This window comes from Streptomyces sp. LBL, from assembly GCF_029893585.1.
Classification (GTDB): domain Bacteria; phylum Actinomycetota; class Actinomycetes; order Streptomycetales; family Streptomycetaceae; genus Streptomyces.
This window is the reverse complement of record NZ_JARXYX010000016.1, coordinates 103,353-124,340: the sequence shown is the minus strand read 5'-3', so window position 1 is coordinate 124,340 and position 20,988 is coordinate 103,353. Positions and strand designations below refer to the sequence as shown.

Annotated in this window: 16 protein-coding genes; 10 read left to right on the top strand and 6 right to left on the bottom strand. The window is 71.2% G+C overall.

Annotated features, from left to right (window positions below; translation table 11 throughout):
- Positions 1-29: 29 nt before the first annotated feature.
- Positions 30-1,007, top strand: coding sequence for an acyl-ACP desaturase (locus M2271_RS20705; protein WP_280888763.1), 978 nt, complete (start codon positions 30-32; stop codon positions 1,005-1,007).
- 277 nt (positions 1,008-1,284) lie between these two features.
- On the opposite strand, the gene M2271_RS20700 is transcribed toward M2271_RS20705, so the two are convergent.
- Complete coding sequence (locus tag M2271_RS20700; protein WP_280888762.1) at positions 1,285-1,530, bottom strand: WhiB family transcriptional regulator; 246 nt, start codon at positions 1,528-1,530, stop codon at positions 1,285-1,287.
- 318 nt (positions 1,531-1,848) lie between these two features.
- Between M2271_RS20700 and M2271_RS20695 the strand changes: the two genes are divergently transcribed.
- Positions 1,849-2,643, top strand: coding sequence for a VOC family protein (locus M2271_RS20695; RefSeq protein WP_280888761.1), 795 nt, complete (start codon positions 1,849-1,851; stop codon positions 2,641-2,643).
- A gap of 11 nt (positions 2,644-2,654) precedes the next feature.
- Here the strand turns inward: M2271_RS20695 and M2271_RS20690 are convergent, their stop codons facing one another.
- Positions 2,655-3,722, bottom strand: coding sequence for a LacI family DNA-binding transcriptional regulator (locus M2271_RS20690; RefSeq protein ID WP_280888760.1), 1,068 nt, complete (start codon positions 3,720-3,722; stop codon positions 2,655-2,657).
- Positions 3,723-4,026: 304 nt separating this feature from the next.
- Complete coding sequence (locus tag M2271_RS20685) at positions 4,027-4,983, bottom strand: multicopper oxidase domain-containing protein (protein ID WP_280888759.1); 957 nt, start codon at positions 4,981-4,983, stop codon at positions 4,027-4,029.
- Between the two features lie 186 nt (positions 4,984-5,169).
- Here M2271_RS20685 and M2271_RS20680 point away from each other — a divergent pair, with 186 nt between their 5' ends.
- Both M2271_RS20680 and M2271_RS20675 read left to right on the top strand, forming a co-directional pair.
- Positions 5,170-7,665: a ThuA domain-containing protein gene (locus M2271_RS20680; RefSeq protein ID WP_280888758.1), complete on the top strand. Its 2,496-nt coding sequence runs from the start codon at positions 5,170-5,172 to the stop codon at positions 7,663-7,665.
- 56 nt (positions 7,666-7,721) lie between these two features.
- Positions 7,722-9,875, top strand: a complete 2,154-nt coding sequence (locus M2271_RS20675; RefSeq protein WP_280888821.1) for a family 16 glycoside hydrolase — start codon at positions 7,722-7,724, stop codon at positions 9,873-9,875.
- On the opposite strand, the gene ligD is transcribed toward M2271_RS20675, so the two are convergent.
- Positions 9,862-11,040, bottom strand: coding sequence for a non-homologous end-joining DNA ligase (gene ligD, locus M2271_RS20670; protein ID WP_280888757.1), 1,179 nt, complete (start codon positions 11,038-11,040; stop codon positions 9,862-9,864). The genes M2271_RS20675 and ligD overlap by 14 nt on opposite strands.
- Positions 11,041-11,114: 74 nt before the next feature.
- Between ligD and M2271_RS20665 the strand changes: the two genes are divergently transcribed.
- Both M2271_RS20665 and M2271_RS20660 read left to right on the top strand, forming a co-directional pair.
- Positions 11,115-12,185, top strand: coding sequence for an ATP-dependent DNA ligase (locus tag M2271_RS20665; RefSeq protein WP_280888756.1), 1,071 nt, complete (start codon positions 11,115-11,117; stop codon positions 12,183-12,185).
- A gap of 55 nt (positions 12,186-12,240) precedes the next feature.
- The gene (locus tag M2271_RS20660) at positions 12,241-13,233 is read left to right on the top strand and encodes a DUF3048 domain-containing protein (protein WP_280888755.1); all 993 of its coding nucleotides are present in this window, start codon (positions 12,241-12,243) and stop codon (positions 13,231-13,233) included.
- Positions 13,234-13,239: 6 nt separating this feature from the next.
- Here M2271_RS20660 and M2271_RS20655 read toward each other — a convergent pair whose 3' ends face one another.
- Positions 13,240-13,725 (bottom strand): MarR family transcriptional regulator, encoded by a 486-nt coding sequence (locus tag M2271_RS20655; protein WP_280888754.1) that lies wholly within the window; start codon positions 13,723-13,725, stop codon positions 13,240-13,242.
- A 298-nt stretch (positions 13,726-14,023) separates the two neighbouring features.
- Between M2271_RS20655 and pcaH the strand changes: the two genes are divergently transcribed.
- The 4 genes from pcaH to pcaD are packed head-to-tail and all read left to right on the top strand — an operon-like array spanning position 14,024 to position 17,861.
- Positions 14,024-14,797 (top strand): protocatechuate 3,4-dioxygenase subunit beta, encoded by a 774-nt coding sequence (pcaH, locus tag M2271_RS20650; RefSeq protein ID WP_280888753.1) that lies wholly within the window; start codon positions 14,024-14,026, stop codon positions 14,795-14,797.
- A 6-nt stretch (positions 14,798-14,803) separates the two neighbouring features.
- Positions 14,804-15,409 carry a protocatechuate 3,4-dioxygenase subunit alpha gene (gene pcaG, locus M2271_RS20645; RefSeq protein ID WP_280888752.1) on the top strand — a complete coding sequence of 202 codons (606 nt, stop codon included), beginning with the start codon at positions 14,804-14,806 and terminating at the stop codon, positions 15,407-15,409.
- On the top strand, positions 15,406-16,737 hold the full coding sequence (gene pcaB, locus M2271_RS20640; RefSeq protein ID WP_280888751.1) for a 3-carboxy-cis,cis-muconate cycloisomerase: 1,332 nt from the start codon (positions 15,406-15,408) through the stop codon (positions 16,735-16,737). The genes pcaG and pcaB overlap by 4 nt, the downstream gene beginning before the upstream one ends.
- Positions 16,734-17,861: a 3-oxoadipate enol-lactonase gene (gene pcaD / locus M2271_RS20635; protein ID WP_280888750.1), complete on the top strand. Its 1,128-nt coding sequence runs from the start codon at positions 16,734-16,736 to the stop codon at positions 17,859-17,861. Before pcaB ends, pcaD begins: the two co-directional genes overlap by 4 nt.
- Before the next feature lie 214 nt (positions 17,862-18,075).
- On the opposite strand, the gene M2271_RS20630 is transcribed toward pcaD, so the two are convergent.
- Positions 18,076-20,760 (bottom strand): AAA family ATPase, encoded by a 2,685-nt coding sequence (locus tag M2271_RS20630; RefSeq protein ID WP_280888749.1) that lies wholly within the window; start codon positions 20,758-20,760, stop codon positions 18,076-18,078.
- Positions 20,761-20,988: the final 228 nt, after the last annotated feature.

Genomic DNA, 20,988 nt, shown 5'->3' with positions numbered 1-20,988 from the left:
TTATTGTTCCGCGTCCCCCTGGAGTACCCGTGACGATCACTTCCCCTCACCTCAGCAGCCCGTCCGCCGCGTGGACCGACGCCCGACTGCTGTACGCGCTGGAAGAAGTGGTCGAGCAGGAGCTCAACCGGCACCTCAAGGTGGCCAAGGACTGGATGCCGCACGAATACGTCCCGTGGAGCGACGCCCGTAACTTCCCCGGCGTCTTCGAGGACGGCGAGGCCTGGCAGAAGGAGCAGTCGAAGGTCACCGAGATCGGCCGGATCGCGCTGGTGGTCAACCTTCTCACGGAGGACAACCTCCCCAGCTACCACCACGAGATCGCCTCGCTCTTCGGCCGTGACGGCGCCTGGGGCACCTGGGTGCACCGCTGGACCGCCGAGGAGGGCCGCCACGGCATCGTGATGCGCGACTACCTGCTCGCCTCGCGCGCGGTGGACCCGGACCAGCTGGAGCAGTTCCGCATGGCCCACATGGCCGAGGGCTTCGAGTCGGACAACCGCCACTCGATGCTGCACTCGGTGGCCTACGTTGCCTTCCAGGAGCTGGCGACCCGTGTCTCGCACCGCAACACCGGTCACCAGTCCGGTGACCCGGCGTGCGACCGGATGCTGGCGCGCATCGCGACCGACGAGAACCTGCACATGGTCTTCTACCGGAACCTGCTGAAGGCGGCCTTCGACCTCGCCCCCGACCTGACGATGCAGGCGGTGCGCGATGTGATCGTGAACTTCCGGATGCCCGGTCACGGCATGCCCGGCTTCGAGCGGGCCGCCGCGCAGATGGCGATCGGCGAGATCTACAACATGCGCATCCACCACGACGACGTGATCCAGCCCGTCCTGCGCTTCCTGAAGGTCCTGGAGATCGACGGCCTCGGCCCGGAGGGCCTCAAGGCGCAGGAAGAACTCGGGCTGTACATGGGCGGTCTGGACGCGGAGGCCTCGAAGTTCGACGAGAAGCTGGCCGCGCGCAAGGCCCGCCTGGCGGCCCGCGCCGCCGGCTGACACCGTCGCAGGGCAGGGCAGGGCAGGGCGGCCGGTTTCGAACCGGCGCGTTCCGGTTCTGGAGACCGGCGCCCTGCCTCTGCGCCACGACCTCGCCCCTGACCTCAGTTCCGGGCCCCCGGCCACCGTTGCCGGGGGCCGTTCTGCGTACGCTGCGTACGGCCGCCGCGTCGGCAGGGACCGGCGGCGGCACAGGGGCGCTGAGGTGCTCGCGACCGGCAGTCCGGTGAGCCATCCGTGGGTGCCCCGGTCCAGGGCGGGGCAGCACCCCGGCCCGTCACGGTCGCGTATTCCTCAGCTGCAGCCGTTCCTTCTCCGACAGACCGCCCCACACGCCGAAGCGCTCGTCGTGGGCCAAGGCGTACTCCAGACACGCGGACCGCATCTCGCACATGCCGCAGATGCGCTTCGCCTCACGTACGGAACTGCCCGGCTCGGGAAAGAAGAAGTCCGCCCCGGTCTGCGCGCACAGGGCCTGTGCATGCCAGGCGGGACCGGCCGGGGTGATGGTGTCGATGTGCATGGGCGAGATCGTGCCGGACCGCGAAAAACATTCCATCAACGCGAGATCAACGCCACGGCCCACGGCCCACAGCCCCCGGCCCACCGCCCACAGCCCGGGCCCACCGCCCCGGCCGCCCGATCATGACCCGGCCGGACACCCCGGCGCACGGCGGCGCACGGAACGCAGTGACGCAGTGACGCAGTGCGACAACACAACGCAGCCCGCCGGTCACCCAGGGTGACCTGGTCCGGTCCGGGCGCAAGCCGCGCGATTGTCAGTGGGCGGTGCAAGACTCGGCAGTGCAGGCAACGGGACCCCTCAAAGGAGGGCACAGAGATGCTGACCACCCGTTATGTCACCGGCGCTCCGAACTGGCTCGATCTCGGCACCCCCGACATCGAAGGCGCCTCCACCTTCTACGGCGGCCTGTTCGGCTGGCAGTTCCAGTCGGGCGGACCCGAGTCCCGCGGCTACGGCTTCTTCCAGCTCGACGGCCGGACGGCCGCGGGCGGCATGCAGACCACCCCTGACCAGGGATCGCCCTCCTGGACCGTCTACTTCCAGACGTCCGACGCGGACGCCACCGCGAAGGCGGCCGAACGGGCGCACGGCACGGTGTTGATGCAGCCCATGGACGTCATGGACCGGGGCCGCGTGGCGGTCCTCGCCGACCAGGCGGGCGTGCCCTTCGGCATCTGGCAGCCCGCGGCCAACAAGGGCCTGGACGTGGTGCAGGAGCAGGGCTCGCTGTGCTGGCTGGAGTTGTACACGCCGGACCTGCCCGCGGCAGCCGGGTTCTACCATGGCGTGTTCGGCTGGGAGACCTCCGCCGTCACCTTCGCCGGGGGCACCTACACCACCGTCCACCCGCAGGGCACCGAAGCGGACGCCATGTTCGGCGGCATCGTCCCGCCGGAGGGCGACTCGACCGAAGCGAGGTCCAGAACCTGGCTGCCGTACTTCGAGGTGCCGGACACCGACGCGGCCGTCAGCACGGCGCAGAACGGGGGCGGCACGGTCCACATGCCGGCCACCGACGTGGAGGACGTCGGCCGGATCGCCGAGCTCGCCGATCCGTACGGCGCCTGCTTCGCGGTGATCAAGAGCGCGCCGCGACAACAGCAGGAATAGCACCGCCGGGGTCATGCCGAGGCACGGCGGACCAGGGTCGTCGGCAGGACGACTCCGAACGGCGTGCCTCCCGCCTCCTGCGCCTCGGGCACCTTCTCCGCGTCCTCAGCGGTGGCACGGCCCTCGTGACCGCGGAGCAGCAGGCGGGCCATCAACCGGCCCATCTCCTCGATGTCCTGACGGACCGTGGTGAGCGGTGGGTCGGTCTGTTCGGCGAAGGGCAGCATGTCGTCGAAGCCGATCACGGCCACGTCGTCGGGCACCCGCCGCCCGTGCTCGCGCAGCACCCGCAGCGCGCCGGCGGCGGTGAGATCGTTCGCGGCGAACACCGCGTCCACGTCGGGGCGGCGGTCGAGGAGGTCCCGCATCGCCCGCTCCCCGCCGGCCGGCGTGAAGTCGCCGCGTACGACCAGCCGTGGGTCGGCGTCGGGCAGCACGTCCCGGAAGCCGTCGAGCCGGTCCGCGGCCGAGGTCTGGTCGAGGGGCCCGGTGATGTGGGCGACACGGCTGCGGCCGAGGCCGACGAGGTGGCGTACGGCCTCGCGGGCACCGCCGCGGTTGTCGCTGTCCACGTACACGGCCTCGGCACCGCTGCCGTCGTCCCAGCCGGGCCGGCCGCCGAAGACGGTGGGGACGCCGGCCCGGCGGATCAGTCCGGGCAGCGGGTCGTCGAGGTGCAGGGAGAACACGAGCGCGCCGTCCACATGGCCGCCGGCGAGATAGCGGCCGACCCGGGCGTGGTCGTCGCGGCCCTCGGTGAGCAGCAGCACGAGCTGGTTGTCATGAGCCGTCAACTCCTTGCTGATGCCACGCAGTTGCAGGGCGAAGAAGGGGTCGGCGAAGACCCGGGTCTCCGGTTCGGCGACCACCACGGCGACGGCGTCGTGCCGTCTCGTCACCAGGCTGCGGGCCGCCTGGTTGGGCACGTACCCGAGTTCCTCGACCGCCCGCCGGACCCGTTCCACGAGCGGCTCCCGCACACCGTCCCCGCCGTTGACCACCCGGGAGGCGGTGGCCCGCGAAACCCCGGCCAACGCGGCCACGGCCTCCAGCGTCGGACGCGGCGCTGTCTCGGTCACGTGGCGCTCCTCCTCGGCAGGTGCGGCTCAGGATAGACCCGGTCGGAGGGCGGAGGTGAGAGCGCTCTCGACAGCGGAGCAGCGGAGGAAGTACCTCCGGCGCCGACGGAGGCACGTGCGAAGGCGCGTCATGCAGGGGTCACCGGGTGTGCCCCTCTGTGTGTCCTGTCTGGCCTATCTGGCCTATCTGGCCTATCTGGCCTGCCTGGCCTGCCTGGCCTGCCTGGCCTATCTGGCCTGCCCGTCCCGTCCGGACTGCCCCGTCCGGACTGCCCGTCCGGTCCGCCTGTCGCGTCCGGTCTGCCTATCCTGCCTGGCCGTGCTCGTGCGGCTCGTACCCCGGAATCGTCCCGTCCGTCTTCTTCACCAGGAACAGCCCCACCATCCCCATGTCGGAGTGGCTCTGCACATGGCAGTGGTACATCCACGCGCCGGCGCCGACGCCCTCCCCCGCGATCACCTGGAAGCCGAAGGAGTCCGCCGGGCCCACGATCTTGTTGTCGATCACCTGGCTGGGGTCGTCGGGCCCGGTGAGCATGCCGGTGCGGTTGTCCGCCCAGCGGTGACCGTGCATATGGAAGGTGTGGTAATACTCGCCGTGCGTGATCATCACAAACTCGACCCGATCACCCACCGTGGCCTCGAAGTCGGGGCCGGAGTGCGGTGGCCTGTTGTTGATCAGCATGTCGTTGAACACGATGGTGTACGTCTTGTCCGGCAGGATGTCGCCGGTGCGGCGGACGATCACCGGGCCGTAGAGGCCGTTGCGGATACCGCCGGTGCCGTGTTCCGTGCCGACGACGTGATCGTGGTAGTGCCAGTAGCCCGCGCTGCCCGCCCTCCAGGTGCCGTCCTTGCGACGGCCGGGGGCGTGGGTGCGCCAGGTGTAGGTGCGGGTACCGCCGGGCTCGACGTCGCTCTTGTTCACCTTCGTGCCGTCGCTGGAGACTTCGTAGTCCAGCCCGTGGACGTGCAGGCTCGCGGCGACGTCCATGGTGTTCTCGAACTCGATGTGCAGGGTGTCGCCCTCGTTGAGTTCGATCAGCGGTCCGGGGACCGTCGCCTTGCCCTTCTCGAAGCCGTATCCCATCTGCCCGCCGTCGAGCCGCTCGGCGTACAGCTTGATGCGCCTGACCTCGCCCCCGGCCGGGGCCGTCGGCGCCGTGGTTTCGGCGCCCATCGCCTCGGACCCGACGGATAACGATGTCGCGGCGACCGCCCCACCCAGCAGTACCCGTCGGTTGAACCCGCGTCTGTCCATGCGGAACTCCCCCACCCATACGGCATGTGCAGCACTGCCTGTGATGAACCTGTGTGACGGTAGCGACCCCGCGCTCGTTTATCCACACTCAGGACAAAGTTCGTTGGATTGCGGTGATAGATGTTGGCGAGCCGGGCAAAGAGGTCTAGCTTCCTTGACGTTGTCGCCGTGACCGAGGAGGTGCCCATGCACTTACGAGGGTTGAGCACAAGAGGCGCGAGAAACGCCAGAAGACGGGCCTGGGTGGCCACCGTGGCCACCGGGGTCGTCGCCGCCGGTCTGCTGTCCGGCCCGGCCGCCACGGCGCGCCCGGACCCGAACCCGACCCTGACAACGATGTCCGTGAAGTCGCCGCCGGGCGGCGCGAACGTACGGGTGCTGATCTTCCACGGTTCGGCAGCGGCCGGCGACGAGTCGCCCGTCGTGAACGCCGGGATCGAGGCCATCGAGAAGATCGGGCTGACCGGCCCGACGAACCAGCGCTACCAGGTCGAGGCGACAGACGACGCGTCGGTCTTCACCAACGAGACGAAACTGGGCCGCTTCAACGCGATCGTGTTCCTGACCGGCGGCGGAGACGTCCTCGACCCGGAGCAGGAGGCCGGCCTGGAGGCCTATATGGAGGCCGGCGGCGGTTTCGTCGGCATCCATGACGCCGCCCGGGCCGAGCCGTACTCGGACTGGTTCACCGGTCTCGTCGGCGCCCGTCCGGCCGCGTCCGGTCCTACGACCGTGCAGCGGGCCACCGTCGAGGTCGGTGACCGCCGGCATCCGGCCACCAAGGACCTGCCGGTCCAGTGGAAGCGCCCCGACCAGTGGTTCAACTGGGCGAAGAACCCCTCGGGCGACGTGCACACCGTGGCCCGGGTGCGCGAGTCGACGTACCAGCCGGGTGCGAGCGCCAACGGCGCGGATCACCCGGTGAGCTGGTGCCGTGACTACGACGGCGGCCGTTCCTTCTACACCGGCATGGGCGGCACGGTCTCGTCGTACGACGAGACGGACTTCCGTACGCATCTGCGCGGCGCGCTGCTGTGGACCACCCGCCTCGTGCAGGCCGACTGCAAGGCGACCATCACCGGCAACTACAAGGCCGAGCGGCTCACCCAGCCCAACCAGCCCGGTCAGAACGACCAGATCGGCGAACCGCACGGCCTGGTCACCGCGCCCGACGGCCGGGTCCTCTACATCGGCCGGGGCGGCGCCGACTCCTCGCAGCCGGTGATCACCGACTGGAACAACCCCGACATCGGCAAGGGCAAGGGGCAGATCCACGTCTACGACCCGACGACCAAGAAGGTCACCCTGGCGGGCGAGTTGACCGTCTTCGGCAACAAGGGCGGCGGCGACGAGCTGGTCAAGGTCGAGGAGGGCCTGCTCGGCATCGAACTCGACCCGCGCTTCGAGCAGAACGGCTGGGTGTACCTGCATTACACGCCCCACGCGGGCGTCAACCGCGACACGCAGATGGCCGAGCGACGCGTCTCCCGCTTCACGCTCGACCTCGCCACCAACAAGCTCGACCTGAGCAGCGAGAAGGTCCTGCTCACGTGGCCGGTGCAGGTCCACAGCTGCTGCCACGCGGGCGGCGGGATGGCCTGGGACTCCCAGGGCAACCTGTACATCGCCACCGGCGACAACAACTCCAGCGGCTTCAGCGACGGTTACTCGGGCAACAACCCGAAGCCGAACTACAAGGGCGTGTCCTTCGCCGACGCGCGCCGCACCGCCGGCAACACCAACAACCTCAACGGCAAGATCCTGCGCATCCACCCGGAGACCGACGGGACGTACACGCTGCCCGACGGCAACCTCTTCACCGGCCGGGAGACCGCCGAGGGCGGCGGCAAGACACGCGGCGAGATCTATGTGATGGGCGTTCGCAACCCGGCCCGCATCTCCGTCGACAAGCAGACGGACACCCTGTACGCGGGCTGGGTCGGCCCGGACGCGAGCGCGCCGTCGACGACCTGGGGCCCGGCCAAGTACGACACCTTCGCCGTGATCACCAAGGCGAGCAACCGGGGCTGGCCGTACTGCATGGGCAACAAGCAGCCCTACCGGGACCGCAACCTGCCGGATCCGACCGAACCGCTGGGCTGGTACGACTGCGACCACCCGAAGAACGAGTCGCCCAACAACGACGGCCTCATCAACCTGCCCCCGGTCACGGGCAACAACATCTGGTACTCGCCCCAGGGCGGCGGACCCGACTTCCCGCGCGACGCGAACGGCGTGCCCTCGTACAAGCAGGAGGAGGCCACCTATCTGCTGCCGTGGCTCAAGGGCGGCGGGCAGGCCGCGATGAACGGCCCGGTCTACCGTTACGACGCGGCGAGCACCAGCGGGGCGAAGTGGCCCGCCTACTGGGACGGCAAGTGGTTCGTCGGCGACTTCTACGACGACGACCAGCCACGCAATGCCGTGCTCACCGACCCGAAGACACAGGGCGACGGCGGTCTGCCGGTGCACTCGGAGTCCCTGAAGAAGATCGTGCCGATCGGCAACGACGGCATCAAGAACCTCATGGACTGGAAGTTCGGTCCGGACGGCACGCTGTACGTCCTCGACTACGGCCGCGGCTTCTTCACCTCGGACGCCAAGTCGGCACTGTGGCGGGTCACTTACAAGGGCGGCGGGCCCACTCCGGCCGCCGATCAGCTGGCGAGGGGGACGCAGTGACACGCCGAAGAGGCCAACGAAGAATCTGGACGGCCCTGCTGGCCGCCGTGCTCGTCATGCTGGGGCTGCAGGCGCTGCCCGCGGCGGGGCAGACGCAGCAGGCCCAGGAGCAGGCCGCGGCCCAGGTCCTCACCTGGACGGCCGGTGACGACATCACCAAGTACGTCTCGGCACCGTTGACGGCCACGGCGGGTCCGGCGACGATCGTCTTCGAGAACAGCGTGGCCACCGGCAACACCACCGGGATGCCGCACACGTTGACGTTCGCGACCTCGGACCCCGAGTTCAACAACGACGTCCAGTTGAACATCCTCGCCAACCCGAACGACGCCCAGGGCGGCCGTTACACCACCGAGGTCACCCTCACCCCGGGCCGCTACTTCTTCCACTGCACGATTCCCGGCCACGGCCAGATGCAGGGCATCCTCGTGGTGACCGAGGGCAGCGGCGAGGACACCACACCGCCCGAGGCGGCCGCGCAGGTGACCGGGGCGCAGAACGGGCAGGGTGAGTACGTCGGTTCGGCGAGCGTGGCGCTCAGCGCGACGGACGTGGGCGGCTCGGGTGTCGACGCCGTCCAGTACGCGGTCGGCGAGACGGGTGCGTGGCTGCCGTACACCACGCCGGTCGTCGTCGACGAGGTCGGCAGCCACACGATCCGCTATCGCGCCCTCGACAAGGCCGGCAACGTGTCGGCGGAGAAGAGCGTGCGGTTCACGGTCGTCGCGCCGGACTCCGGCGACACGACAGCGCCGGAGACCTCGGCGACGGTCAGCGGCGAGCAGAACGCGGACGGGACCTATGTCGACATGGCCACGGTCACCGTCAGCGCGTCCGACACCGGCTCCGGGATCAACACCGTCGAGTACGCGGTCGGTTCCGGTGCCTGGCAGCCGTACACCGCCCCCGTGATGGTGCATCAGGTCGGCGCCCAGACGGTCCGTTACCGGGCCACCGACAAGGCGGGCAACGTGTCCGCCGAGAAGAGCGCACAGTTCACGGTGTCCGCGGCGACCCCGCAGGACACGAACCCGCCGGTGACGGGGGTGACCATCGACGGCACCCGGAACTCAGCAGGGGCCTACGTCCGCAGCGCCAGGGTGACCGTGAACGCGACGGACGAGGGCGGGTCGGGGATCGACCGGATCGATTACTCGCTCGACGCCGGACCCTATCTCGCGTACACGGCCCCCGTGCTGGTCGACCGTCCGGGTGCGCACACCGTGGCGTACCGGGCGAGCGACAAGGCGGGCAACACGTCCGCCGCCCGCACCGCGAGCTTCACGGTGGTGGCCGGGGGTGGGGTGCCCGCGCCCGACTGTCCCGAGTACGACGAACGGTTGACGGTGATCGTCGGCACCGTCGACTCGGGCGTGCCCAACCGGGTGACCAACAACCGGTGCCGGATAGGCGAGTTGATCGAGGACGAGAAGGAGTGGACCTCCCACGCGCTGTTCCTCAAGCATGTGAAGACGGTTCTGGACAAGCTCCTGAAGGAAGGGGTCGTCGACCAGCGCGAGTACAACGCCGTACAGAAGGCCGCCCGCCAGTCGGGGCTCGGCAAGCCCGGCCAGACCGAGGGCTACCGGACGATCCTGGACGGCACCGCGGACTCCTTCGCCAAGTGGCAGCAGGTGGGCGGCGGTTCGTTCGCGCCGAACCCGGACGGGTCGATCACCTCGGGCACCACGCGGGACGGGCTCGGCATGCTGTGGTTCCCCGAACGCAAGTACGGCGACTTCTCGCTCAAGCTGCAGTGGCGCGACGACGCTCCGGGCACCGGTAACGCCAACTCCGGTGTGTTCGTGCGGTTCCCGTGGGTCCTCGACCATCCGGACGAGCCGCGGCCGGAGTGGGTCGCCATCAAGTACGGGCACGAGGTGCAGGTGCTCGACCGGCCCGACGGCGACATGTACAAGACGGGCTCGGTCTACGGCTTCGACCGGGTGGGGCTCGCCGGCGCGGGCGTCACCCAGAAGGGCACCTGGAACGACTACGAGGTCCGGGTGTTCGACCAGCACTACTCGGTCTACCGCAACGGCGTACTGATCAACGAGTTCGACAACACCGGCGGTCAGGAGTTCACGCCACCCCGCGCCGACGACCCGGGCACGGACGGCCGGCGCTTCGCCTCCGGCTACATCGGGCTCCAGGTGCACAGCACGACGGACGTGGTCTCGTACCGCGACATCCGGATCAAGGAACTGTAGGTTCGGAAGGCGGTGCCTGCGGCGGTTGCGCCGCCGGAGGCACCGCCTTCTTCGTGGCTTTGTTCGCGTGGTCCTCCGCGGCATTGTTCGCGGGTTCCTCCGCGGTCTTCTTCACCGTCTTCTTCGCGGCCGTCTTCTTCGCGGCCGTCTTCTTCGCGGCCGTCTTCGCCCGGCTCGGCTGGACCCGCGTCGGCTCTCCCGGCATCTTGGGATACTCGGGCGGATACGGCAGGTCGCCGAGCCCGTGATCGTGCTCGTCACGGCGTGCCAGCTCCAGCAGCGCGTCCAGGGAGAAGCGGTGATCGTCCATGTCCGCGTGCACGTCGCCGAGTTCGGCGAAGCGCGCGGGCATGGTCGCGATGTCGAAGTCCTGGGGGCGAGCGTCGTCGACCTCCTCCCAGCGCAGGGGCGCCGAGACGGGGGCGTGCGGACGCGGTCGTACGGAGTACGCGGAGGCGATGGTGCGGTCCCGGGCCGTCTGGTTGTAGTCGACGAAGATGCGCTCGCCCCGCTCCTCCTTCCACCACCTGATCGTCACGTGGTCCGGCATCCGGCGTTCCATCTCCCGGCCGACCGCGATGGCGGCGCGCCGGACCTGGGTGAAGGTCCAGCGCGGCTCGATCGGCACGAAGACGTGCAGGCCCCGGCCGCCGGAGGTCTTGGGCCAGCCCCGCAGACCGCCGAACTCGTCGAGGACGGACCGCAGTTCATGGGCGGCTCGGACGGCGTCGGCGTAGTCGGTGCCGGGCTGCGGGTCGAGGTCGATGCGCAGTTCGTCGGGGCTGTCGACGTCCTCGCGGCGTACCGGCCAGGGGTGGAAGGTGAGCGTGCCGAACTGGGCGGCCCACAGCACCGCGGCCTCCTCGGTGGGGCACATCTCGTCCGCGCTGCGGCCGCTGGGGAAGGTGATGTGGGCGGTCGGGATCCAGTCGGGCATGTTCTTCGGCGCCCGCTTCTGGAAGAAGGACTCGCCGGTCACACCGTCCGGGTAGCGCTCCAGGGTGGTGGGCCGGTCGCGCAGGGCACGCAGGATGCCGGGGCCGACGGCCTGGTAGTAGCGGGCGAGGTCCAGCTTGGTGAAGCCGCGCTCCGGGAAGAAGACCTTGTCCGGGCTGGACAGCCGCACGCTCCGGCCGCCCGCCTCCAGTTCCACCGCTGCACCCATGCGAGCCACGGTAGGCGTACCGCGCAGACCTCGCACACCGGGCGGTTGCCGACATTCCAGAGCAGAATCGGAGCATGGATCTGCCGGTGATGCCGCCCGTGAAGCCCATGCTCGCCAAGTCGGTGGCGAGGATTCCGCCGGGCATGCAGTACGAGGCCAAGTGGGACGGGTTCCGGGCGATCGTGTTTCGCGACGGAGTCGAGGTCGAGCTGGGCAGCCGTACCGGAAAGCCGCTGACCAGGTATTTTCCGGAGCTGGTGGCGGCGCTGAAGGAGCGGGTGCCCGAGCGTTGTGTGCTGGACGGGGAGATCGTCATCGCGCGGGAGGGGCGGCTTGACTTCGACGCGCTGACCGAGCGGATCCACCCGGCGGACTCCCGGGTGCGGATGCTGGCCGAGCGGACACCGTCGTCGTTCGTCGCCTTCGACCTGCTGGCGCTGGCGGACGAGTCACTGCTGGACGTCCCGCTGAGCGACCGCCGGGCGCTGCTCACCACGGCCCTGTCCGGGGTGACGCCGCCCGTCCACGTGGCACCGGCGACGACCGATGTCGCGGTGGCCCAGCAGTGGTTCCAGGAGTACGAGGGGGCCGGCCTGGACGGGGTCGTGGCCAAGCCGTTGACCGTGCGCTATCTCCAGGACGAGCGCGCCATGTTCAAGATCAAGCACGAGCGGACGGCGGACGTGGTCGTCGCGGGCTACCGCCTGCACAAGAGCGGCCCCGTGGTCGGTTCACTGCTGCTGGGTCTGTACGACGACCGGGCCGCGCTCCAGCACGTGGGCGTGTCCGCCGCCTTCCCCATGAAACGCCGGGCCGAGCTGGTCGAGGAGTTGGAGCCGCTGCGCATGGACCAGGTCACGGGCCATCCGTGGGCGGCCTGGTCCGACGAGGCCGCGCACGAGACGGCCCGGCTGCCCGGTGCGCCCAGCCGCTGGTCCGGCAAGAAGGACCTCTCCTGGGTGCCGCTGCGGCCGGAGCGGGTGGCCGAGGTGGCGTACGACCACATGGAGAACGGCGCCCGCTTCCGGCACACGGCCCGCTTCCGCCGCTGGCGCCCGGACCGGACCCCCGAGAGCTGCACCTACGCGCAGCTGGACGAGCCGGTCCATTACGACCTCGCCGAAGTCTTCGGCGTCCGGAAGTGACTCAGGACTCAGGGGGTCCTCTCCGCGACGGGAGTGGCTTGTGACCACGGTGGGCATGGGACAGAAGACGCGCGTGCGGCGTGCCGCTGCGGCGGTCGCACTGTTGGCCGCCACGGTGACGGTGTCGCTCGCGGCGGGCTGCACGGACGGGGGCGGCCCTGCCGAAGACCGCCACGGACAGCCGACGACATCGGAGCAGAACGAGAGCGAGAGCCCGCGGGAGAACAGCGCCGACGACGCCTCCGTGCTCGCGGTGAAGATCGACAACGCGCCCGCGGCCCGGCCGCAGACCGGCCTGAACGCCGCGGACATCGTGTACGCCGAGCAGGTCGAGGGCGGGCTGAGCCGGCTGATGGCGGTGTACGCGACCAAGCTGCCGAAGGCCGTCGGACCGGTGCGCAGCGCGCGCGAGTCGGACCTGGAGCTGCTGCGCCAGTTCGAGCGGCCGACGCTCGCCTTCTCCGGGGCGCAGGGCAAGCTGCTGCCGCTGATCAACAAGGCGCCGCTGGACGGGGAGACCCCCGGGAAGGTGCCCGACGCCTACCAGCGGGCCGCTGACAAGCCGACCCCGCACAACCTCTATCTGCGCCCGAACAAACTGCTGGCCCACGCACCGGGCGCCGACGCGCTGACCACCGGCTTCCGCTACGGTTCCGCTCCGGCGGGCGGCGAGCCGGAGACCTCGCGGACCGTGCGCTACCCGGCGGCCCGCTTCACCTTCACCTGGTCGGCGGACCGGGGCCGCTGGCTGGTCTCGATGGACGGCACACCGGCCGTGACCACCGACGGGATGCGGATGGCCCCGGCGACGGTCGTCGTGCAGCACGTGAAGGTGCGCGCATCCGCCTTCCACGACTTCCTCGGCAACAACACCCCGTACACCGAGACGGTCGGCTCGGGGACGGCGGAGGTGCTGCGCGGCGGGCGGTCCTACGACGTGGACTGGAAACGTCCCACGGCCACCGACGGCACGGAGTTCACGACGACGGACGGTACGCCGGTGCACTTCGCCGAGGGCCAGGTGTGGGTGGTGTTCACCAAGGCGTGACGCCCGTCAGGACGGGGCGACCAGGGGTTCCTCGGAATTACGGAGCTGCTCCGCGGGATGACGCAGTTGTTCCGCCGCGTCCGCGACCCGCCGGATGAGCTCGAAGAAGACGGTCTGCTCCGCGGCCGAGAGCGGGCCCAGGAACACCTGGTTCATCCTGGCCGTGCGCACGGCCAGCTTGCCGTGGGTACGCATCCCGTCGTCGGTCAGACGCAGCAGGAAACGGCGTCCGTCCTGCGGGTCGCGCACCTTGTCCAGCAGTCCTCGCCGACCGAGCCGGCTGGTCACCTCGGCGATGGTGGACCGGTCGAGCCCCACCCGCTCGCCCACCGTGCGCTGGTCGAGACCGGGCTCGGCGACGAGCGCGTTCATGACCGCGAACTGTGGCGAGGTGATCTCCTCCGAGACCATCGTGTTCCACAACAGGTAGTGCGCCTGCTGCAGCCGCCGGGCCAGGTGCCCGGGGTGGGTGGAGAGGTCCACCGCGGCCATGTGCGCTCCCGAGGATCATATTCGTTGGTGCACTGAACGATACTCTGCAGCCTCGCGACTGTCTCCGGGGTACTCACTCGAACTGACCTCGCCTTTCTCTGGGGCCTTGACGCCTCGGCCCGCCGGTGACAGCGTGAAGCACACCCAGCTGAAATAATCAGTGCCCTGACTATCGGCGCCCTGACTCATTGCTCCACCCTCCGCATCGGCGTCGGCGAGTGCCCCACCCTCGCCCCCGCACCCGCCCCCGCCCTCGCCCCCGAACGCCAGGAAGCGTCGGGAAGCGTTAGGAACCCCCATGACTCTCACCCAGCACGACATCGACCAGGAGATCGCGGCCGAGCACGCCGCGTACGAGAAGCGGGTCGCCGAGGGTGCCCCCGTCGAGCACCACCCGCGGCGGGACTACGCCCCGTACCGCTCCTCCGTCCTGCGCCATCCGCGGCAGCCGCCGGTCGCCATCGACGTCAGCAAGGACCCGGAGCTGGTGGAGCTGGTTTCCCCCGCCTTCGGGGAGCGGGACATCACCGAGATCGACAACGACCTCACCCGGCAGCACCACGGCGAGCCGATCGGCGAGCGCGTCACCGTCTCCGGCCGGCTGCTGGACCGGGGCGGCCGCCCGATCCGCGGACAGCTGGTCGAGATCTGGCAGGCGAACTCGGCGGGCCGTTACGCGCACCGGCGCGAGCAGCACGACGCCCCGCTCGACCCCAACTTCACCGGTGTCGGCCGCACCCTCACCGACGACACCGGCTTCTACCGCTTCACCACCGTGCAGCCGGGCCCGTACCCCTGGCGCAACCACGTCAACGCCTGGCGTCCCGCGCACATCCACTTCTCGCTCTTCGGCTCGGCGTTCACCCAGCGGCTGGTGACGCAGATGTACTTCCCGAACGACCCGCTGTTCCCGTACGACCCGATCCTGCAGTCCGTGACGGACGACGCCGCACGGCAGCGCCTGGTCGCCACCTACGACCACAGTCTGTCCGTCCCGGAGTTCTCGCTCGGCTACCACTGGGACGTCGTGCTGGACGGCCCGCACGCCACCTGGCTCGAAGAAGGACGCTGACCTGTCATGACGAAGACCGACACGAGCAGCCCGGAGCACGTGCTGCCCACCCCGTCGCACACCGTCGGCCCCTTCTACGGGTACGCGCTGCCCTTCCCCGGCGGCGGTGACATCGCACCCGTCGGCCACCCGGACACCATCACCGTCCAGGGGTACGTCCTCGACGGCGAGGGCAAGCCGCTGCCGGACGCCTTCGTGGAGCTGTGGGGGCCGGACCCGGACGGCAACATACCGAGCACCGACGGATCGATCCGGCGCGACCCGGCCACCGGCGGCTACCTGGGCCGCAACGGCGTGGAGTTCACCGGCTGGGGCCGCATCCAGACCGACGCCAACGGCCACTGGTACGCGCGTACCCTGCGGCCCGGCGCGCGCGGGCTGAGCGCGCCCTACCTCAGCGTGTGCGTGTTCGCCCGCGGTCTGCTGGTCCACCTGTTCACCCGGGTCTATCTGCCGGGCGACGAGGCGGCGCTCGCCGCGGACCCGCTGCTGGCCCGGCTGGAGCCCGCCCGCCGCGACACGCTGATCGCGACGGACGGGGGCAACGGCACGTACCGTTTCGACATCCGCCTTCAGGGCGAAGGCGAGACGGTCTTCCTGGAGTTCCAGTGACATCTGCCCCCACGGACACCGGCCTGCTCGCCCCCGGGTGGGCAGGCTCCCCCGCCGCCTCCACGACGAGCGACAGCGCCTTTCTGCAGGCGTTGCTCGACGCGGAGGCCGCGCTGACCCGTGCCCAGGTCCCGTTCGGGCTCGCCCCCGCCGCGGCCGCGACGGCGGTGACCGGGGCGGCCGACGCCTCCCGCTTCGACGTACGGTCGCTCGCGGAGCGCGCGCGGGGCGGCGGAAACCCCGTCATCCCGTTGGTGGCCGACCTGACGAAGGCGGTCGGCGAGGAGTACGGCCCGTATGTCCACCGGGGCGCCACCAGCCAGGACATCATGGACACGGCGACGATACTGGTCGCCGGGCGCACCCTGGCCCTGGTCCTCGACGACCTCGGCCGCACCGAGCGGGCCCTGGCCCGGCTCGCCGCCGAGCACCGGGACACGGCGATGCCGGGACGGACGCTCACCCAGCACGCCGTCCCCACGTCCTTCGGGCTCAAGGCGGCCGGGTGGCGGTCGCTGGTCCTGGACGCCCGGGACCGCGTCCAAGCCGTACGGGACCTCCTGCCCGCCCAACTGGGGGGCGCGGCCGGGACGTTGGCGGCCTTTCTCACCTACGGCGCCGAGGACGCGACCGCGCTGCCCGCGGCGTATGCCCGTGAACTCGGGCTCCGGGCACCGCTGTTGCCCTGGCACACCCTGCGCACTCCGGTCGCCGACCTCGCCGGCTGTCTGGCCTTCACGGCCGGGGCGCTGGCCAAGGTCGCCGTGGACGTGCTCACCCTCTCCCGCACCGAGATCGCCGAGGTCGCGGAGGGCAGCGGCGGCGGCTCGTCGGCCATGCCGCACAAGGCGAACCCAGTGCGTTCCACGCTGATCGTGGCCGCGGCCCGCCGGGCCCCGCAGCTCGCGGCGACGCTGTACGGGTCGATGCCGGCCGAGGACGAGCGGCCGGCCGGGGCCTGGCACGCGGAGTGGGAACCGCTGCGGGATCTGCTGAGGCTGGTCGGCGGCGCGGCCCGCGACGCCGCCGAACTGGCCGAGGGCCTACGGGTGCAAGCCGACGCCATGCGCGAACACCTCGGTCTCACCCACGGGTTGATCGTCGCCGAGCGACTGTCCGCCGAGCTGACGCCGGTGCTCGGCAGGGCCCGCGCCCGGGAGCTGCTCACGGAGCTGGCGCGGCGTACGTACACCGAGGGCCGGACCCTGCGCGAACTCCTCGCCGAAGAGCCGGGGTTGCAGGATGTCGACCTCGACGAGCTCACCGACCCCGCCCACTACACGGGCGCCTCAGCCTTTCTCACCGACCGTGCTCTGGAGCGACGTTGACCGAGAACCTGCTCAACCACCGTACCGAGGGGCCCGCCACCGCTCCCCCGCTGCTGCTCGGGCCCTCGCTGGGTACGTCGTACGCCCTGTGGGACCAGGTCGCGCCCGAGCTGTCCGTCACCCACCGGGTGGTCCGCTGGGACCTGCCCGGACATGGCGGCTCCGCGGCCGATCTGATCGGGCCCGGGGCGAGCGTCGGTGACCTCGCCGACCTGGTGCTGGCGCTCGCCGACTCGCTCGGCATCGACCGGTTCGCGTACGCGGGCGTGTCCTTGGGCGGCGCGGTCGGGCTGCAGCTGGCCGTGCACCACCCGGAGCGGGTGTCGTCGCTGGCGATGATCTGCTCCTCGGCCCACTTCAACGGCTCGAAGCCGTGGGAGGAACGGGCCGAGCGGGTCCGGCGCGAAGGCCTGGGCTGGCTCGTGGAGAACACCGACGCCCGCTGGTTCACCTCCGGGTTCACGGTGCCGGAGCTGGTACGGGATCTCCGGGACGCCGACCCCGAGGGGTACGCCGCCTGTTGCGACGCGCTGGCCGCGTACGACCTGCGGGACCGGCTGGAAGGGGTGTCCGCGCCGACGCTGCTGATCGCGGGCCGGCAGGACCCGGCGACCCCGCCCGCGCATCTCAGGGAGATCGCGGACGCGGTCCCGGGCGCCACGCTCGTCGAGCTGCCGGGTGCCTCGCATCTCGCGGTCGCGCAGTGCCCGGAGGCGGTGCTGACTGCCCTGCGGGCGCACCTCGGCAAGCCCGCCCCGCGGGGCATGGAGGTGCGGCGCGAGGTGCTCGGCGACACCCACGTGGACCGGGCGCAGGCCCGGCAGACCCCGTTCACCGCACGCTTCCAGGACTTCATCTCGCGCTACGCGTGGGGCGAGATCTGGACCGACCCGACGCTCAGCCGCCGCGAACGCAGCATGATCACTCTGACGGCGCTGGTCGCGCACGGCCACTACGACGAACTGGCCATGCACGTCCGGGCGGCCCGACGCAACGGGCTCACGCCCCAGGAGATCGGCGCGGTGCTGCTGCAGACGGCCGTGTACTGCGGGGTCCCGGCGGCCAACTCGGCCTTCGCGACCGCCCAGCGGGTCCTGGCGGAGGAGGACGGAACCGCCGTGTGAGCCTGACGGTGGCGGGATCAGGAGCACCTCGCTCCCACCGGTTGCTCACCACCTGACCGCGGCAGCGGCCCGGGCGTGAGCAACACGGCAGCGGCCTGGACGCGGCCTGACGCGGCAGCGGCCCGGGCGCGGGCCACCACGGCAGCGGCCCGGACGCGGCCTGACGCGGCAGCGGCCCGGACGCGGCCTGACGCGGCAGCGGCCCGGGCGCGGGCTACCACGGCCCCAGCCCCGCTTCCAGCGCCGCGCTCGCCTGCGCCGCCAGTCCGTCGGCCCCGCAGGAACGGGCCAGCGCCAGGCCCCGGTCCAGTTCGGTGGCCGAGCGGGACAGGATGCCGTACTCGATGCGGGCCGCCGCGTGTTCGTGCTGGCAGGGCGAGGCCTCCAGGTAGGTGACCGCCTGTGCGGCCAGCCGGACCGCGCGCTGGCCGGTCTCCAGGGCGGCGGCGCAGCGCAGGGCCTCACCGATGGCGGTGTCCGTGCCGAAGCGCTCGGCCTGGCGGCGGGCGTCGGTGGCGAGCCGGGCCGCGCGGCCCGGGTCGTCCACGGCGAGGGCGCGGGCGAGGTCGACGGCCCACGGGACCAGCACCGGGTTGTGGTGGCCGCGCGCGGCGGCGGCCTTCGCGGCGGCCTCCAGTTCGTTGACGCCGTCCTTGGTGCGGCCGACCGCGAGGAGGAGACGGCCGCGGACCGAGCGGGGATCGGGCAGCACGATGGTGGACGGGTACGGCGGGGCGAAGCCGTACTGCTCGGCGACGGACCAGGCCTCGTCGATGTGGCCGCGGGCGAGCAGGGTGTCGACGAGGTTGCAGGTCGCCGACCAGTACAGGGGCAGTCCGCGGCCGACGCGTTCGGCTATGCGCAGCGACTCGCGCAGGGACGTCTCCGCCTCCCTGAGCCGGCCGCGCCTGCGGTGTCCGAGGCCGACGTAGGCGTGGGCGAGTGCGAGGTGGCCGCCGCCCCAGCCGGCCGAGCCGTAGGCGCGCAGGGCCTCCGTGAACAGGCTTTCCGCGCGGTCGAGCCGGTCGGTGTAGGCGTACGAAGAGGCCAGCATCAGGGGGAGTTCGACGCCCCACTCGTTGTCGGTCCAACCGAGTCCCGGCGCCAGGCGGCCGTTGACGAGGGCGCGGTCGCACGCTTCGACGATCTCCTCGGCGTTCTCGCCGTGGGTCATGGCGTCGAAGCCGCGCAGGATGAGCAGCACGCGCTCGGAGTTGTCCCGGCCGGTGCAGGTCCGGGCCAGCCCGGCCAGGCGCTCGGAACGTCCCGGGGAGGTCGTCTCGTCCGCGTGCAAGCCCTCCCACATGTACTGCACGGCCTGCAGCCGCATCCGGGCGGGACCGGGTCCGTGCCGGGCGACCTCCGTCTCGACGGTACGGAGGGCCTCCTCCAACTGGTCGTTGTGCACGAGGACCTGGGAGAGGCGGATGACGGCGTCGAGGCGTTCGGTGCCGTCGAGGCCCGGCATGGCGAGCGCGGCCCGCAGGTGGTCGATGGTCCGGGCGGGCGCGGTCAGCAGGGTGGCGCGGCCGAGTTCGTAGAGCACCTGAGCGTGGGTCTCGGGCGGCGGGGGCTCCAGCAGGGCGCGTTCGAGACAGCGGCGGGCCGCGTCGGGGGCGCCGACGGCGAGGTGGTCGCGAGCGGCCTCGCGCAGCTGCTCGACGAGTTCCTCGTCGTCGTCCGGGTGGACCCGGAGGAGGTGCCGGGAGGCGGCCGCGGCGCCGCGTCCGGAGTCGGTGACGACCTGGGCGGCGATGCCGTGCATCGCGGTGCACAGGGCGGGGGGTATGGACTCGTAGACGGCGGTCGCGATCAGCGGGTGGACGAACTCGAGGTCGCCGCCGTCCGCTTGGGCGTCGGCCGGGTCGGGGGAGGTCAGGTAGCGGGCGCTGCGCAGCAGTTCGGCGCAGTGCACCGCCTCGTCGCGGCTCAGGGTGGCGAGCTTGGCGACCATGTCGACGGCGATGCCGGTGCCGAGGACGGCGGCCGCCCAGGCGAACCGGGTGGCGTCGATGCCGAGTTCCTCCAGGCGAGCGACGAGGCCGCCGCCGCGGGCCGCGCGGTTCAGGGCGCGCAGTTGGCCCGCCGCGCCCTCCGTGGGCTCCAGGCCGCTGTCGCGCACCTTGGCGAGGAGTTCGACGGTCTCGTACGGATTGCCGTCGGTGACGGCCCACACCTCGCGGCAGAACGGGGGGTCGGCGTGTTCGCCAAGGGTGGCGCGGGTGAGGCCGGATGTGCCCTGCGGGGTGAGGGCGCTCAGGGTGGTGGCGGGGTGGCCCGCGGTGGCGGCGACCGTGTCGAGGAGCCGGGCGCTCTCGCCGCTCACCTCGGCGGGGCGGCGGGCCACCACGACCAGCACGGACAGGTCGTGGAGGCGTTCGGTGAAGGCGGCGAGCCAGCGCAGGGTCTCCTGGTCGGCCCAGTGGGCGTCGTCGATCAGCAGCACCAGCGGCCAGTCCCGCCGGGTCAGCCGGCGCACCACGGCGACCAGTCCCTCGGTGACGCCCTGCGGGTCTGCCTGCCGCTCGCCGGGCTCGGTGAGGCCGAGCGCGGGGCCGGCGTTGTCGTAGCAGTCGCCGAGGTACTCGCGTGCCTCCTCCGGCATCAGCGACACCAGTGCGGGCTGCAGCAACTGCCGTACGACGTTGAAGGGGACGGACCTGAGGGTCTGGCCGCCGCGGGCCGACCACACTCTGCAACCGTGGCGTTCGGCGATGCGACGGGTCTCGGCGAGCAGGGCGGTCTTGCCGAAGCCTGCCTCGCCCCGGATCACCAGCAGGGTGCCCGCGGAGGAGCGGTCCGTGCCCAGGGCCTCGATCGCCCGTACGACGGCGTCGACTTCGGCGTCCCGCTCCCACAGGGAGGCCGAGGCAGCCGCTGTGGGCCGTACCTCCGTCATCCCGCCACCTCCCCATAGTCGCCCGAATAGTCGCCCGAACGGCGTACAGAACTCGAGAGTAGCCGCCCGGCTGCCGACACGCGGCCGGTCCGGTTACCTGTTGCCATGGTGGGTGACCTGCGATACGGGCGGTCGACGCGCAGTGCCCGCCACCAGCCGCCATCAAACCTGACCATCAGTCAGGAACGCCCGTCGGGCGGGCGGGAGAAGATCATCGCGATGCCGAAT